This window comes from Photobacterium lutimaris, from assembly GCF_003025555.1.
Taxonomy (GTDB): Bacteria; Pseudomonadota; Gammaproteobacteria; order Enterobacterales; family Vibrionaceae; genus Photobacterium; species Photobacterium lutimaris.
Genome location: NZ_PYMH01000009.1, coordinates 67905 through 82770 on the forward strand (window position 1 = coordinate 67905; position 14866 = coordinate 82770).

General features: G+C 49.4%; 14 protein-coding genes and 1 tRNA gene. 4 read left to right on the top strand and 11 right to left on the bottom strand.

Annotated elements, in window-relative coordinates:
* Positions 1-113 precede the first annotated feature (113 nt).
* Together nhaB and dsbB are read left to right on the top strand one after the other, a co-directional pair.
* A complete protein-coding gene (gene nhaB / locus C9I99_RS17610) occupies positions 114-1706 on the top strand; it encodes a Na(+)/H(+) antiporter NhaB (RefSeq protein ID WP_107350165.1) in 1593 nt (530 codons plus the stop codon).
* 242 nt (positions 1707-1948) lie between these two features.
* Positions 1949-2467 carry a disulfide bond formation protein DsbB gene (dsbB, locus tag C9I99_RS17615; RefSeq protein ID WP_107350166.1) on the top strand — a complete coding sequence of 173 codons (519 nt, stop codon included), beginning with the start codon at positions 1949-1951 and terminating at the stop codon, positions 2465-2467.
* 9 nt (positions 2468-2476) lie between these two features.
* On the opposite strand, the gene C9I99_RS17620 is transcribed toward dsbB, so the two are convergent.
* Positions 2477-3208 carry a PHP domain-containing protein gene (locus tag C9I99_RS17620; RefSeq protein ID WP_107350167.1) on the bottom strand — a complete coding sequence of 244 codons (732 nt, stop codon included), beginning with the start codon at positions 3206-3208 and terminating at the stop codon, positions 2477-2479.
* A gap of 162 nt (positions 3209-3370) precedes the next feature.
* Between C9I99_RS17620 and C9I99_RS17625 the strand changes: the two genes are divergently transcribed.
* The gene (locus C9I99_RS17625; RefSeq protein WP_107350168.1) at positions 3371-5860 is read left to right on the top strand and encodes a Lon protease family protein; all 2490 of its coding nucleotides are present in this window, start codon (positions 3371-3373) and stop codon (positions 5858-5860) included.
* A 118-nt stretch (positions 5861-5978) separates the two neighbouring features.
* On the opposite strand, the gene C9I99_RS17630 is transcribed toward C9I99_RS17625, so the two are convergent.
* Positions 5979-6066 (bottom strand) — tRNA-Ser (locus tag C9I99_RS17630).
* Between the two features lie 247 nt (positions 6067-6313).
* Between C9I99_RS17630 and C9I99_RS17635 the strand changes: the two genes are divergently transcribed.
* A complete protein-coding gene (locus C9I99_RS17635; protein WP_107350169.1) occupies positions 6314-6901 on the top strand; it encodes a UPF0149 family protein in 588 nt (195 codons plus the stop codon).
* 54 nt (positions 6902-6955) lie between these two features.
* Here the strand turns inward: C9I99_RS17635 and C9I99_RS17640 are convergent, their stop codons facing one another.
* The 9 genes from C9I99_RS17640 to ybgC form a co-directional block, all read right to left on the bottom strand.
* Positions 6956-7819, bottom strand: a complete 864-nt coding sequence (locus tag C9I99_RS17640; protein ID WP_107350170.1) for a bile acid:sodium symporter family protein — start codon at positions 7817-7819, stop codon at positions 6956-6958.
* Between the two features lie 101 nt (positions 7820-7920).
* The gene (gene nadA / locus C9I99_RS17645; protein ID WP_107350171.1) at positions 7921-8982 is read right to left on the bottom strand and encodes a quinolinate synthase NadA; all 1062 of its coding nucleotides are present in this window, start codon (positions 8980-8982) and stop codon (positions 7921-7923) included.
* 120 nt (positions 8983-9102) lie between these two features.
* Entirely contained in the window at positions 9103-9849 is a 747-nt protein-coding gene (gene ybgF, locus C9I99_RS17650) for a tol-pal system protein YbgF (RefSeq protein ID WP_107350172.1), read from the bottom strand.
* A gap of 19 nt (positions 9850-9868) precedes the next feature.
* Positions 9869-10399 (bottom strand): peptidoglycan-associated lipoprotein Pal, encoded by a 531-nt coding sequence (pal, locus tag C9I99_RS17655; protein WP_107350173.1) that lies wholly within the window; start codon positions 10397-10399, stop codon positions 9869-9871.
* Positions 10400-10434: 35 nt separating this feature from the next.
* Positions 10435-11784 carry a Tol-Pal system beta propeller repeat protein TolB gene (gene tolB, locus C9I99_RS17660; protein WP_107350174.1) on the bottom strand — a complete coding sequence of 450 codons (1350 nt, stop codon included), beginning with the start codon at positions 11782-11784 and terminating at the stop codon, positions 10435-10437.
* Positions 11785-11794: 10 nt separating this feature from the next.
* Entirely contained in the window at positions 11795-12838 is a 1044-nt protein-coding gene (gene tolA, locus C9I99_RS17665) for a cell envelope integrity protein TolA (protein ID WP_107350175.1), read from the bottom strand.
* A 13-nt stretch (positions 12839-12851) separates the two neighbouring features.
* On the bottom strand, positions 12852-13298 hold the full coding sequence (gene tolR / locus C9I99_RS17670) for a protein TolR (protein ID WP_107350176.1): 447 nt from the start codon (positions 13296-13298) through the stop codon (positions 12852-12854).
* Between the two features lie 5 nt (positions 13299-13303).
* Positions 13304-13990 (bottom strand): protein TolQ, encoded by a 687-nt coding sequence (gene tolQ / locus C9I99_RS17675; RefSeq protein WP_107350177.1) that lies wholly within the window; start codon positions 13988-13990, stop codon positions 13304-13306.
* Positions 13987-14394 (bottom strand): tol-pal system-associated acyl-CoA thioesterase, encoded by a 408-nt coding sequence (gene ybgC / locus C9I99_RS17680; RefSeq protein ID WP_107350178.1) that lies wholly within the window; start codon positions 14392-14394, stop codon positions 13987-13989. The genes tolQ and ybgC overlap by 4 nt, the downstream gene beginning before the upstream one ends.
* Positions 14395-14866 lie beyond the last annotated feature (472 nt).

Genomic DNA, 14866 nt, shown 5'->3' on the forward strand with positions numbered 1-14866 from the left:
AACAATTAACCAGAACAATAATATAATGGTTATCCTGCTCTCAGACTTACAAGGCAAGATAGCAACGCAGCTCATTATTATTAGTATTTGCGTATATCAAGAGACTCGAACACATGGCAATTTCGCTAGGGAACGCTTTTATAAAAAACTTCCTCGGTAAAGCACCCGACTGGTACAAAGTCGCTATTATTGCTTTTCTGATCATCAACCCAATTGTTTTCTTTCTGGTTGACCCCTTTATTGCAGGCTGGCTACTCGTTATCGAGTTCATCTTTACCCTAGCGATGGCGCTGAAGTGTTATCCATTACAGCCCGGTGGTCTGCTCGCTATCGAAGCCGTCGCTATCGGGATGACGAGTCCTGAAATGGTCAAGCACGAGTTGGTTGCCAATATTGAAGTTATGTTGCTGCTGATCTTTATGGTCGCAGGCATCTATTTCATGAAACAGCTGCTGCTTTATATCTTCACCAAAATATTGATTGGCATCCACTCCAAAACCCTGCTTTCACTGGCGTTCTGTGTAATGGCTGCTTTTTTGTCAGCCTTCCTCGATGCCTTGACCGTTATTGCTGTCGTGATCAGCGTTACCATTGGCTTCTACAGTATTTACCACAAGGTCGCTTCTGGTCAGGAGCCCCATGCCTCACACGACCATACCTCGGACAAGCATATTCTTGAGGTTAGCCGTGATGACTTAGAAAACTACCGCGCCTTTCTTCGCAGCCTGCTGATGCACGCCGGTATCGGTACGGCACTGGGTGGTGTCATGACCATGGTGGGTGAGCCGCAAAACCTGATCATCGCCGATCAGGCTGGATGGCTGTTCGGTGAGTTTATCATCCGCATGTTGCCAGTAACTCTGCCTGTATTTCTTTGCGGTATTGTCACCTGTGTATTGGTCGAAAAGTTCCAGATATGCGGTTACGGTGCTCGCCTGCCAGAAAATGTCCGCCGTATCTTGGTCGACTTTGACAATGAAGAGCGCAAGCGCCGTACCAACTTGGATTATGCCAAGCTGATTATCCAAGTTGTCATCGCGATCTGGTTGATCGTCGGCCTTGCATTGCACTTAGCCGCTGTCGGCCTGATCGGTCTGACCGTGATTATCCTGGCAACCTCGTTCACCGGCATTACCGATGAACATGCGCTGGGCAAAGCATTTGAAGAAGCACTGCCATTCACCGCCCTGCTTGCGGTCTTCTTCTCTATTGTTGCCGTGATCATCGACCAACACCTGTTTGCTCCGATCATTGAGATGGTACTGAGCCTTGAAGGCAGTGCGCAGATGACCATGTTCTATATCGCCAATGGCCTGCTATCGATGGTCTCTGACAATGTCTTCGTCGGTACGGTATATATCAATGAAGTCAAAGCCGCACTGATGGACGGCATCATTACCCGTGATCAGTTCGATATGCTTGCCGTTGCCATCAACACTGGTACCAACCTGCCATCTGTTGCGACTCCAAATGGTCAGGCTGCATTCCTGTTTGCACTGACTTCAGCACTGGCTCCATTGATCCGCCTGTCATACGGCCGCATGGTTTACATGGCACTGCCATACACTATCGTGCTATCGCTGGTTGGTTTGGCTTGCATCGAGTTCACACTGGTACCCATGACACAATGGTTCCATGACCTCGGTTGGATCACGCAGGCAGTAGTGGAAACGGGTTCACATATTGCCCCGGCTGTTGGCCATTAATTGAATTTATCTTACATCTGATTGTCTTTAATAAAGCCCTGAATCATCAGGGCTTTATTGTATTTTTCGTCATTATTTGGTGCTAGTATTTATCACTATGACCAAAGATATGACCCATATTGGTATTTTCTTGGTCTTTATCACCCAGTGACAGCTAAGTGCTAAGCCGACTGAGACCTTTGCTACCATCGGTTATCTAACAACGTCGTTTTTGCAGTTAACCTTTCAATCAGGAACCCCATATGTATTTTCTAAATACTTTTTCGAAGAGTCGACTTTCGTGGGCTATCTTACTGGCCTTCATCATTTTTTTTGAAGCCTGTGCACTGTTCTTCCAGCATGTAATGAAGCTCGATCCGTGTGTAATGTGTGTCTACGAACGCGTTGCCATGATGGGGATCGCTTTTGCTGCAATATTGGGAATGATCGCGCCAAAGAACAATGTTATTCGCTGGACAGGACTTGCTGGCTGGGCTTACAGTTCTTACCAGGGTCTTGCACTGGCTCAAGAACATGTCGCCTACCAGTTCCCGGAATTCCCATGGTCAGCCACCTGTGCGCTGGACGTAAACTTCCCGGCATGGGCTCCGCTCAACCAGTGGGTACCGTGGTTCTTTGAAGCCTCGGGCGACTGCGGCAAGATTGTTTGGCAATTCTTCGGCCTTTCAATGCCACAGTGGCTAGAAATTATCTTCGCTGCTAACTTGGTTGCCGTTGCCATTATCGTTGTGGCGCAGATCCTAGGGACCAAGAAAAACTAACCCCCCCATTCATTGCCCAGTCCAAGGCTGGGCAAGCCCATATTCCAGCGGACTTCTGTAGAAGCTGTCTAGTAGCCTATGGTGGCGCTTTTCCTCTTGGTCGAGATAGCGGCAAAAGGACAATAGATCGCGGTTGATCAATGCACTGCTGCCAAATGTTGCCTCTAATTGGTAAGAGCGACGGATGATCTGCGCATTCACATTCCGGTTCTTCGGTAATGCATGATTATAGGTTTCAATGGCATCTACCCTGTTAATCACGTTTTTCACATAAGGCACACTTTTCACGAAGTTCTTTTCGGCCAAGCCATTGATATGTGGAATCGATAAGTAGCAATCCCTCTCAGACAGGAGGTCCAAGTAATAGCCGATATCCTTATTTGTCCTTGCCACCAGGTAACAGTGCGTATTTCTTTCGACTTCCTGGGTATAAAACGCTTCCAGCTCTTGCATCGTTTTAAAATAGACAAGCAACTCAAAGCCATCTTTACAAACCAACTCGATACCCGGGATGTTACTCATCCCTATTTCGCATGCCGCTGCAGCTCCCCTGATATCATTGTGATCGGTAATAGAAATCAAATGGGGTTTATCTGACAGGAAAGACAGTAAAGAGGGAGAAATGGTGATTCCCTCAGAGACTGTGGTATGTAAGTGGAAATCAAGATAAATAAACCTTTCCCTTGGCTTAAAAGTATAAAAGCTAGAAAAAAAACCAGATAATTTATCAAATTCAATCATAGTTCATGCCCCCTCCATAAAGATAGGAGAAATTCCCTGCTTTAAACCTCTACATACCAATATTTCACTCTCTGCTATCGACTACAAAAGTTGAGTCACCCAATTGCTCTATTGATTATTATACTTAGCGATATCTCAATATCTGCCGGATCAGCCGATGCTATGAAGAGTTTACGCTCTAAGACCAACCAACAACGTAAAGCAAAGGTTTCATCCCGCTATTCCGCTCAAGTCGGTCAAGTGACAGCGGAGACCAAACTCAAAGCAACCGAACTGTTCCATCCTTGCGATCCCGCTCTTTTCGACTTCAAGACGACAGAAGAAATAGACTCAACAGATAACCCTCTAGGGTTAAAACGCGCCGCTGAGGCCATCAAGCTCGGCATAGGGATCCCGAATAAGGGGTTCAATATCTTTGTCATGGGTTCTGCGGGACTTGGTAAGCTTTCGATGACCAAACAGCTGCTATCCCAACATTTCGATACTGATAAGACACTCTCTGACTGGTGTTACGTCAATAACTTCGCCAACAACAGCAAACCCGTTGCTCTCCAGTTACCTGCGGGAATGGGGCTCCGGCTAAAAGAGAATCTCCAGGTGCTGATCGAAGGGCTGAAAAAAACCGTGCCTTCATTATTACAAAATGACAAATTCATCAACAGCATCGACAAGCTGCAAAATGAGCTCAACGGCAAAGAAATCGCGGCGTTCCAGGCAATCGAAGCACGAGCTAAAGCCAAAAGTTGTATCTTAAAGCGCTCACATAAAGGCTATGTCATTCACCCGGTCAAAAAAGACAAAGTTATCAGCAAAGAGGAGTTCGAGAAGCTCCCAGAAGACGAACGGAAAGTGATCGATGAGTCGGTCGAAGAGCTAAGGCAGATGCTCGTCAACCTGATCAAGCAAGTACCGTTTTGGGATCAGGAAATGAGGGGCAAAAAAGATCAGCTGGAAAGAGAGTTTGTAGCCAGTACACTCGATTACCTTATTGGGCAACTCCCAGCCGATATCATGGCCGTCGAATGTATCGAACAGCACATCGAAAAACTCAAGCAACATATCCTTAATAACATCCCCCTGTTCAACGGTAGCCTTGAGACCGAGGTGAACGAATATACCGGACAAAAGCTTAGCTTTAGTCCCTTCACCATCTACGAAGTCAATATTATTGTCGATAACAGTCAGCACAATTCCCCCCCGGTGATATATGAAGATAATCCGACCTACGCCAACTTAATCGGCCGGATCGAACACAAGGGTGAACTCGGCACTTTCATCACCAATTTCACCCTAATCAAGCCAGGGGCGTTTCATCGAGCCAACGGCGGCTACCTGATCATCGACGTGATCCAACTGCTCAACAAGCCCTTTGTTTGGGATGTTTTCAAGCGCACTTTACTGTCTGAAGAAATCAAAATCCAACCGCTCGAGCAACAGCTCAGTGTCACAGCACTTACCGCGCTAGAGCCGGATGCAATACCTATCGATATCAAAGTTATCTTGGTCGGCGATCGTATGACTTACTACCTGCTCAAGCGTTACGATCCCGACTTTGGCCAGATGTTCAAAGTCCAGGCCGATTGTTCAGAAGAGATCAGCCGTACACCGGAATCCTGCCGGCTCTTCTCGAGATTTATCAAGGCGCTGCAAACGGAGGTACAGGCACGGCCACTCGACCGTAGTGCGGTGGCAAGGCTCATCGAGCATGCTTCTCGGCTGGTTGAAGACGGCGAAAAAATGACACTGCATCGGGACACGATAAGCGGGATCATGCTCGAGGCAAATTACTGGGCAGAGCAACAGGCCCTTAAGCTGATCACCGCCGCTGCAGTTGAACAGGCAATTGACACCCGCCGATTTCGGAGTAGCTACCTCAAAGAATGCATAACGGATAACATTCACCGCGGGATCAGCCAGATTCAGGTTGAGGGTGAAACCATCGGCCAAATAAACGGCCTGTCGGTGATCTGCCTTGACGACTGCCTGTTTGGCCGTCCAAGCCGGATCACCGCAGCTGTGCACCTCGGTCAAAGCAGTGTTATCAATATCGAGCGGGAGGTTGATCTCAGCGGTCCGAGCCACTCCAAAGGAGTCATGATCCTGACCGCCTTCCTGCGCGAACAATACGAGCAGCAGCAGCCACTCGCCTTTTCGGCCACCCTTACCTTCGAGCAGTCCTACGGTATTGTCGACGGTGACAGTGCATCAGCAGCCGAACTCTGTGCACTCTTATCAGCTATTGCACAAGTCCCGCTAAAACAAAGTATTGCCGTAACCGGTGCCATCGATCAGCATGGCAATATTGAAGCCATCGGCGGGGTCAACGAAAAAATCGAAGGCTTCTTTGATATCTGCAACGCTGATGGCCTGACCGGGGAACAAGGCGTGATCATTCCGAAAACCAACACCGTCCACTTGATGGTCAACCAACAAGTCCGCCAGTCAGTGGCCAAGGGGCAGTTTCATATATGGGCTGTTGATCATATTCATCAAATAATGGCACTGCTCACCGACCAACAAATGGGAACACCAAATACCAAAGGCCACTATCCGCCCCATAGCATCAATGCCGCAATTGTTTTACGGATCAAGCAAATGAACAAGGCACTCAGCCATGCGATAAACCGTTCCCGAACGGGCCCGAAACGCTAAGCCAAAGCACCAAAAAAAGGCGGACTGCTCATCAAATAATGCGGGGACAAATATTCAATTGTCCAATCGTCAGATACAAAAAAGCCCGTTGATAATCAACGGGCTTTTTCATGAAATGTGGCGGTGAGTGAGAGATTCGAACTCTCGATACGTTGCCGTATACACACTTTCCAGGCGTGCTCCTTCAGCCACTCGGACAACTCACCAAATTGTCGTGCCAAGGCATAGCGCCTCAACAGGGTCGCTACTATAGTGGCTGGGATGGTAAAGGTCAACAAAAAACATAGCACAATCAACCAAGTGTTCACAATTGCAGCAAAGGTCTTGATTTACATGTGAACAGTCCCACCTTCTTCACTAGCCTGTTACTATATGGGGATAAACCTACATCGTGTTCATCCAGCGACAATTTACGTTGGACAAACCCAGAGACAAAACTTACGAGAGCGAATTATGTCTTCATCTTTACGCACACTGCTGGAAAACCCACAACTGGCTCAACAGTTGCTTTCTGAAGCCCAGACCCGTGGTTTTGTTACCGCAATGGCTGCTGCACCACATTTGATCAACCCATCCGAATGGCTGGCTTTCATGTGGGGCGGCGAAGAAACCTCTCCTTTTAACAGCCAAGAAGATCTAGAAGTCTATGCCAACGCCATTATTGACTTATGGAACGAAAGTCGTGAAGCCTTACTGGAAGGCAGCTGGCACTGGCCGGAAGGCTGTTCGCTCGATGATAAAGAGCTGGTATCTAGCGATACCCGTGACTTTGCAGAAGGCCTACTGCAAGGCTGGCAGCTATCTCGCGATGACTGGGAAACCATCATGCCAGAAGAGAGCGAGAACAATGCCCTGCTTGGCGGCGTTTTACTTTGCTTCAGCCTGTTGTACGATCCAGAAAATGCAATGGAAGCCCTTTCCCAGGAAGGTGCGGACGGCCTTGCCCAGTTCGAAGAAATCTTCGCTTCTGTCCCAACCATGCTATGTGGCCTGACAATTCGTGCCTACCAGCTGGTCAACGAAGACGAAGCTGAAGCGTAATCGCCCAAATCCCAAAGAAAAGGCGGTAATTGAGTGACCGCCTTTTTTATCAGGCTAACGAGCAAACAGCGAGCGTAAACGTCCTCTCTGATAGCGGTAGATCATCACCGCGACCGGAATATTCATCAACACCCCATACAATAATGGCGTCAATGCCAACTCAGGCTGCCCGAGCTGAACCACGGCGACAAAAATCGCAGTCCCCGCATTCTGGATCCCCACCTCAATCGCCAACGTCGTGGTCAACACCGGTCCGCCGTTGAGCAAACGGGCAACAATAGCCCCAAGCGCCATACCCAACAGGCACAAGGCAACCGCGACAACCGAAGCGCTGGAAAATAGCTGCTGAAACACCTGGCTATTCACCGCCAGGGTAATGGCAACCGTGAACATCAGCACCCAAACCGATGAGTGCCCAGCCCACTTGGCAAAACTCGCAAACCGCTTGCCACGCCCCACATGGTTACTCACCATGCCGATGGTGACAGGCACCAGCGTCACCATGACGAGCTGCAAAATCGCCGTTTTGACTGGCAGCACCAACTGGGAGTCGCTCAGAACCACAGGAAGTAGCAAAGGGAGACTGAATGGGATAACCACGCTGCTCACTGCCGTCATCGAAATGGACAGTGCGGTATTGCCGCCGGACAGATGGGTGATCACATTGGACGATGCCCCGCCAGGAGCCAGTGCCAGAAGCCACAGGCCAACGGCCACCACTTCCGGCAGACCGAGAAAGTGTATCAGGGCCAGTGCAATCAGCGGCAAGCCAGCCAATTGTGCAACCAAACCAGAAAAAATAGATAGCGGATAACGACCAACCCGCTTAAAGTCAGCCAAAGACAGCGTCAAACCAACACAATACATCATCCATGCCAGCGCAATTGGCAAAGCGACTGTGAGCATTGTCTGTCCCATGAAAGCCCCCTTTGTTAAACCTCTAATCCAACATCAGCTGTAGCATATAAAAAAGAGCGACCGATGGTCGCTCTTTTATCTGTTCGCTATCAGTTAACCGTTTACGCGTTGCCTTTCACGCTCACCTGGAGTTGGGCGGCAAAGTCCAACATACGGTTAAGCGGGATCAAAGATTTTTCGCGTAGTGACTCATCAACGAAGATTTCATGCAGTTCTCCGCCTTCACGCAAGCCCTGCTCAATCGCTTTGAGGCCGTTCATTGCCATCCAAGGACAATGAGCACAGCTACGACAAGTGGCACCAGCGCCTGCTGTCGGCGCTTCGATAAGTTCTTTACCCGGTACCATCTGCTGCATCTTGAAGAAGATGCCTTTATCGGTTGCCACAATCAACTTTTGCTGAGGCAACGACTTAGCAGCTTTAATCAACTGGCTGGTTGAGCCAACCGCATCCGCCAGAGCCACCACACTTGCTGGCGATTCCGGGTGAACCAGAATAGCGGCATCTGGATGCAAATGCTTCATATCACGCAAGGCTTTAGCCGAGAACTCGTCATGAACGACACATTCCCCTTGCCACAACAACATCTCAGCACCGGTTTCTTTGGCGATATAAGAACCTAGGTGGCGGTCTGGGCCCCAGATAATTTTCTTGTCTTCACTATCAAGGTGCTCGACAATTTCCAATGCGATACTCGAGGTCACGACCCAGTCTGCTCGGGCTTTTACTGCCGCAGAGGTATTGGCGTAAACCACCACCGTATGATCCGGGTGGTCATCACAGAATTTGCTAAATTCTTCAATCGGGCAACCAAGATCAAGTGAACACTCAGCCTCTAGCGTTGGCATCAGTACGCGCTTTTCCGGGGTTAGGATCTTGGCCGACTCACCCATGAAGCGCACGCCACAGATCACGAGCGTTTGGGCTGGATGCTGGTTACCAAACTTGGCCATTTCCAGCGAGTCACCAACGAACCCTCCGGTTTCTTCTGCCAGTGCCTGGATTTCAGGATCGGTATAATAGTGGGCCACCAGCACTGCATCTTTTTCCTTAAGCAATGCCTTGATTTTTGCCTTGTATGCTTGCTGCTCATCGGCAGTTAGCGGAGTTGGCTTAGGTGGAAACGGGTAAACCATTTCAGAGGGATCAAAAGTAAGACTCATAGCTCGCTTGCTCTATTGCTGTCCATGTACACTCCGCGCATTATACACCGCAAACGTTCAAATATCATGGATCAAAAAAGGCCGGTTAACCGGCCTTCTTAACTACATGCGAGCTAGCGCTTAGAGCTTATCGAGATTGCTTTGCGCCTGACGTGAACTGGTTGAGTCCGGGTAGGTCGAAATAACTTGCTGGTAGTATTTTTTCGCATCTTCCGGCTTCTTGCTACGCTCGGCAATAATACCAAGCTTCAACAATGCATCAGCGCGCTTGTTGGACTTTTCAACACTGGCAACAGCGGTGAATTGCTCTGTCGCTTCAGACAGTTGGTTTTGAGTAAAATAGAGCTGGCCAAGCCAGTAATGGGCATTCGGCTTGTAGCTTGATTCAGGGTACGTGACCAAAAACGCTTTGAAAGCGGTGATCGCGCCGGAGTAATCCTTCTCTTTTAGGATCAGGTTAACCGCGGATTCATACGCTTCATTCTCGCCCAGATTACTGGAGTAAACTTCGGTACTTGCTTTATCCGATGCTGGCTCTTCAGCCGCCTTTGCCTGGGGCTGACGACTCAGGCTGTCAACCTCACGGTAGAGCTCGCGCTGACGTTCAAGCATCTGGCTGAGATCATAGCTGTTTCTTTCTACGATCCCTCGCAGCTCATCCATTTCGGTTGCCAGCTGATCCAGTTGCCGTTGCATATCCAACTGCACCTGGTTGCGTGCCTCAATCATCCTTTCCAGACGTTCCAGGCTACCGCCCTGCGCACTGTTACCGCTGATTTCAGTAACAGGAGCAGGTGCGGCGACCACTTGGGTCGCCGCACCAACCAGCAACGTTAATGCGAGCTTTCGCATTGTGTTACTGTTCATCGTAATTACCTATTATGGCTTAGTAAACCAGAACCGAACGACGGTTCTTGGCGTAGTCAGCTTCAGTATGGCCAAGGACTAGTGGCTTTTCCTCACCGTAGCTAACAATTGAGATCTGGCTTGCAGATACACCCAACGCCTGAAGGTACTTAGCAACTGCGTTAGCACGACGCTCACCTAGGGCGATGTTGTACTCAGGCGTACCACGCTCATCGGCGTGACCTTCAACAATCACGTTAACTGCCGCGTTGTCACGAAGGTATTCAGCGTGAGCGGTCAGCAAGTCCTGGTAGTCAGGCTGGATTTCAGCGTTGTCAAACTTGAAGTAAATAGTTTGTTCTTGACGTAGCTGCTGGCTGCGTAGCTCCTGCTCAGAAAGCACTGGCTCTTGCTCAACCGGTGATGTTACTACCGTAGACTGCTCTGTAGTCGAACCGGTATTGGTTTCTGAAGCTGCTGAGCTATCAGTGCTGTCACTAGAGCTACACGCCGCTAGAGTGAACATTGGCAGCGCAATTGCCAAGCCCTTTAAAACTTTGTTCAGTTGCATTTTATTTTCCTTTTTTATTGCTAGTTGCTACTAACTTAGAGGAAAGGTCCCCAGGACGGAGCCCTTACACGCCCATTAGTAGCAGGTAATCTTGCCTTAAATCGCCCATCAATCGACACTAATGACAGCTCGTTAGACTTGTTATTAACCGAACTGTAAATCACCATGCCACCATTTGGCGAGATGCTTGGTGATTCATCCAAAAATGTCTTGGTCAGTACCTGCACGGCATTCGTTTTCAAGTCTTGTTTGGCAATGTTGTAGCCAGAATCAGACCTGTTCACCATCACCAGGAACCGACCATCAGGCGTCAATTGACCACCGAGGTTCTGACTTCCTTGCCAAGTCAGGCGCTTAGTCGAACCGTCAGCTAAATTTACTCTATAAATCTGTGGGTTACCACCTCTGTCTGAGGTAAAAATTAAAGAGTCGCCGCTCGGATCCCAAAATGCTTCGGTATTGTTAGCTCGGCCACGGGTGATCTGCTTCAATTCCTTGGTTTCTAGGTCTTTAATGTAGATCTGCAAGCTACCGCTCTTTGATAGCACAATGGCCAATTTCTTGCCGTCTGGCGAGAAACGAGGGCTACCGTTGTGGCGAGGAAACGACGTCACCATCTCACGGGTACCCTTGTAGATATCCATAATGAAAATCTGTGCCTGCTGGTTCTCGAAACTGACATATGCCAACTTACTACCATCAGGCGACCATGACGGAGACATCAAAGGCTGCTGGGATTTCAGCACCAAACGTTCGTTGAAGCCATCATAATCTGCGACACGCAGCTGGTACGGGTATTGGGCTTTATCATCAATCACGACATAGGCGATTCGGGTCAGGAAGGCCCCTTTCTCACCCGTCAGATTTTCATACACGATATCGGAAATACGGTGCGCATAATGACGTAGACGTGACTCTTTAACTGTCGCACGGTTATTAAGTAAAAGATGGTCTTTGGTCAACACCAACTCGCCATTCTCCAAGCCGCGGCTCTGACCGCTGGTCAACTGGCCACGTACCACATCAATGAGCTGGTAGTGGATCACATAGTTGCCCTGCTCATTCATGGTCACCGTGCCGGTCACCAAAGCATCAACCCCCATTGAGGTCCAGGCATTGTAATCCACCTGATCTTCACTAGAAGGCGTTTGCGGCATGTTACTGGTCGACACCGGTGAGAACTTACCGCTTCGACGGAGATCAGAAGCAATGACCGCTGAAATATCCGTCGGCATTTTACCGGCCCCTTCCCACTTGAAAGGAACGACACCGATCGGACGGGCAGAGTCCACCCCTTCAGTGATCACCAATTCCAGCTCTGCATGGGCGATTTGGCTGAAACTCAGCAACGCCACGCACAAACCCATTAACCAACGTTTCATCATTACTCCTTCCTTATTGCGGGCTTACTGTTAGTCTGATGTTGCGCAGCTGCTCTACAACCGCTGGGTCTTCCGGCATCGGGAACTGGCTCACTTTAACCACCGCGGCTCTCGCCGCCCGGCAAAGTGCACCGTCACCGCCATCTTCCGACGCTTCAAGAACCAAACCATTGCTCGACAAGCGCATGCGGATCACACACTCTTTGCCGATAAAGCTCTGTTCAACCAGCAGGTTCTGCTGGATCATCTGCCTATAGATAGCACCGTAGCGATCTCTTTCATCAGCGACAAACTGGCCGCGGGCACCACCACGCTGTTCAGATTCGGCTTCAAGGCCGGCAAACATGTCGTTTAGTGCCGCTTCCTGCTGACGCTGAGCTTCACGGGCTTCTGCCGCTTTGCGCTCGGCTTCCTTACGGGCAGCCTCGGCCTTGCGCGCTGCTTCTTCCGCTTTTTTCTTCGCCGCTACCTGCGCCTTGCGTTCGGCTTCAGCCTTGACTGCTGCCGCTTCAGCTTGACGTGTGGCTTCCTCGGCCTTGCGTTGCTCGGCAACCTGGCGCTGACGTTCCTTTTCAGCTTTTCGTGCCGCTTCTTGTTTCACCTTGCGTTCGGCTTCTGCCTTGGCCGCTTGCTCTCGGGCAACACGTGCCGCCTCATCGGCTTTCCGCTTCTCTTCCGCCGCCTTACTTCGTTCAGCCGCCACTCGCTTACGCTCCTGTTCGGCTTCACGCGCTGCTTTTTCGGCTTTGAGTTTGTCCGCCTTAAGCTGACGTAAACGCTGCTCTTCTTCCCGACGCATTTTTTCCAATGCATCAGCTTGTTGCTCTAAACGCTTCAGCCTGTCTTGTTCGGCGGCTTTGGCCGCTTCACGTTGCTGGCGAATACGCTGCGCCTGCTGATTCACCAACGCAGGGTCTACCACCACCGCCTGAACGATGTTGCCCGACGGCTTCGGTTTTGTCATGACGAAATCCGATCCCCATAACAACATCACGACCAGTGAACCATGCATAAGTAACGAAATAATGAAGGCAGCACTGTAATCTTTCTTTTTCATCCTGCCTGCCTACTTATTGCTCTAATGGCTCGGTCATCAGGCCTACCGACCCAACACCAGCTTGATTAAGGGCATCGAGGGTTTCGATGATATAGGCATAGGGAGCGCGCGCATCACCGCCTACCAGCACCGCAGACTCAGGGTTCAGTTGCAACTCGGCACGCACCCGGGTTAGCAGGTCATTAAGGCCAAGCCCGCGCTGCATTTCCCGGTCATCCACACTGATGCCGAGGTGACCATCTTGGCTGACCTCAACAATAATTGGCGGCTTTTCGTTGTTCTCGCCGACCAGTTCCGCCGCGGTTTTAGCCGTGGTGGTACTCGGCAAGTCAACATCGACCCCCTGAGTAATGAACGGCGCTGTCACCATAAAGATGATTAACAATACGAACATTACATCGATATAAGGAACAACGTTGATCTCGCATGTAACTCTTCGCTTCTTCGGTTGATAAGCCATGCTATTTACTCCTGGTGAGCAGCAAATGCCTGGCGGTGCAAGATGCTTGAAAACTCTTCCATAAAGGTCGCATACGAGTGCTCAAGCTTAGACACCTGGTTGGTCAGCTTATTGAAAAACATCACTGCAGGGATTGCCGCAAACAGGCCGATCGCCGTCGCAATCAATGATTCGGCAATACCCGGGGCAACCATTGCCAAGGTCGCTTGCTTCACGGCACCTAGGGCAATAAAGGCGTGCATGATCCCCCATACGGTACCGAATAGGCCAATATACGGGCTAATAGAACCGACTGTCGCCAAGAACGGCAAGTTGGTTTCAAGTTCTTCCACTTCACGGGAAAGTGCGACGCGCATCGCACGGCCTGCCCCTTCCATTACCGCCTCCGGCGCTTTGCCGTTGTTACGGTGTAAACGGGCAAACTCTTTAAAACCGGCATGGAAGATTTGTTCGGTACCGGTCAGGCTATCTTTTCGCGCCTCGACTTCTTGGTAAAGCTGCGACAAGTCAACACCAGACCAAAAACGGTCTTCGAAGCGGTCCACATGATTTTTTGCCTGCGACAAGACTTGGGATCGTTTAATGATCATTGCCCAAGACGTGACCGACATACCCATCAAAATGAGTACAACAGCCTTACCCAGCAGGCTCGCCTGTAGGAAAAGATCTAAAATCGAAAGTTCAGCAGTCACTTAGTTATCTCCGATAAAATATGCTCTGGGATCTTGATAGGTTTCAACGTATCGGGGTGGACACAGGCTACCTGAATTGATGCACTACACAAGGTTTGCCCATTATTGTTAACTAAAACCTGACAAAATTCGATTGATGCCCGGCGTATAGTATTAGGCCAAGTTCGAACAATAAGCTGCTCATCCAATTTGGCGCCTTTGAGGTAGTCAACCTCCATATGTCTGACAACAAAACTGACTTTTTCGGCGAACAAGTCGTTAAGACTGACACCGACGTGGCGGAAGAGTTCCGTCCTCGCCCGCTCAAAAAACTTAATATAGTTAGCATGATAAACCAGGCCGCCTACGTCCGTATCTTCGTAGTAGACCCTAATCGGCCATTCAAATGGGTACTCTTCGGTCATTATCATTCCAACCTTGGTTTTCTATCACTTATACCCAAGCTACTTCAAGATGCAGGTTCAGCGAGAATTTATAAGCTTATAGACGAGGCATTGTTTAGATGATCTAGTGGTTCTAAATCGAAAAACAATAACGCTGTATATGAGCTTAGAAAACTCGCCCTTTGGGAGGGTGTCAGCGCATTCACTCCTTCGTTGAAGCTTTTTAAAAGGGAATGCCATTCCTGCAAACCTTCGCCTTGTATTGAATGCGCTGACATCCCTCTGAATCCTGCACCTTGATGTAACTTGGGTATATGCCAATGTATTTAGGCTTTTACTCAGTCGCTTACTATACCTAACTTGGCTACCCGATTGGAATCATGCATTGCGAGTAAACCTGCTGAGTTTTACGTTTTGATGACTTTATCACTCCCTATCATCCATTGTCGGTACGTTATCTGCATATATTTTATCCAGATATAAAAAAACAGCC

Excerpts from the sequence above, each read along its gene's own strand:
- nhaB (WP_107350165.1), top strand. The coding sequence starts at position 114 with ATGGCAATTTCGCTAGGGAACGCTTTTATAAAAAACTTCCTCGGTAAA.
- dsbB (WP_107350166.1), top strand. The coding sequence starts at position 1,949 with ATGTATTTTCTAAATACTTTTTCGAAGAGTCGACTTTCGTGGGCTATC.
- C9I99_RS17620 (WP_107350167.1), bottom strand. The coding sequence starts at position 3,208 with ATGATTGAATTTGATAAATTATCTGGTTTTTTTTCTAGCTTTTATACT.
- C9I99_RS17625 (WP_107350168.1), top strand. The coding sequence starts at position 3,371 with ATGAAGAGTTTACGCTCTAAGACCAACCAACAACGTAAAGCAAAGGTT.
- C9I99_RS17635 (WP_107350169.1), top strand. The coding sequence starts at position 6,314 with ATGTCTTCATCTTTACGCACACTGCTGGAAAACCCACAACTGGCTCAA.
- C9I99_RS17640 (WP_107350170.1), bottom strand. The coding sequence starts at position 7,819 with ATGGGACAGACAATGCTCACAGTCGCTTTGCCAATTGCGCTGGCATGG.
- nadA (WP_107350171.1), bottom strand. The coding sequence starts at position 8,982 with ATGAGTCTTACTTTTGATCCCTCTGAAATGGTTTACCCGTTTCCACCT.
- ybgF (WP_107350172.1), bottom strand. The coding sequence starts at position 9,849 with ATGAACAGTAACACAATGCGAAAGCTCGCATTAACGTTGCTGGTTGGT.
- pal (WP_107350173.1), bottom strand. The coding sequence starts at position 10,399 with ATGCAACTGAACAAAGTTTTAAAGGGCTTGGCAATTGCGCTGCCAATG.
- tolB (WP_107350174.1), bottom strand. The coding sequence starts at position 11,784 with ATGATGAAACGTTGGTTAATGGGTTTGTGCGTGGCGTTGCTGAGTTTC.
- tolA (WP_107350175.1), bottom strand. The coding sequence starts at position 12,838 with ATGAAAAAGAAAGATTACAGTGCTGCCTTCATTATTTCGTTACTTATG.
- tolR (WP_107350176.1), bottom strand. The coding sequence starts at position 13,298 with ATGGCTTATCAACCGAAGAAGCGAAGAGTTACATGCGAGATCAACGTT.
- ybgC (WP_107350178.1), bottom strand. The coding sequence starts at position 14,394 with ATGACCGAAGAGTACCCATTTGAATGGCCGATTAGGGTCTACTACGAA.